Annotated in this window: 1 protein-coding gene; it reads right to left on the bottom strand. The window is 59.1% G+C overall.

Annotation, left to right across the window (positions count from 1 at the left end; all coding sequences use genetic code 11):
* Nucleotides 1-509, bottom strand: a 509-nt coding sequence (locus tag ACYQ1H_RS15545; protein WP_460028946.1) for an IS5 family transposase, incomplete at both ends; no start/stop codon positions are given.

Raw genomic sequence — 509 nt, forward strand, 5'->3', positions numbered from 1 at the left:
GACCCGGCTGCGGATCGATGAGTGCTTGCGGTTCCTCTGCTTCTGGCTGGACCCCAGGCGGTACTTGGGACGCGCTTTCAGCGCGACACCCCAGTAGACGCCTGCCTGGCGGGCAGCACGCTTGTAGGGGGTGTTGGCATACGCCGCATCGCCAAATACCGCCCGGTCATCTTCTCGCAGGAGGTTGGGCAGTTCGGTAACATCCGCCACATTCGCCGGGGTGACCGATACGGTGTGAACCACTCCGCTATCGACATCCGCCCCCACGTGAATCTTCATGCCGAAGTACCACTGATTCCCTTTCTTGGTCTGATGCATCTCTGGGTCACGGGTCTTGTCCCGATTCTTGGTCGAGGGGGCCGCATGGATGAGGGTGGCATCCACCATAGTGCCGCCTTTCAGCAGCAAACCTTCCTCTTCCAACCCGTCATTGATGGTGTTCATGAAGGCGGCCGTCAGTTGATGCTGCTCCAATAACCGCCGGAAATTGAGAATCGTCGTCTCATCAG

It is taken from the genome of Methyloparacoccus murrellii (assembly GCF_054657115.1).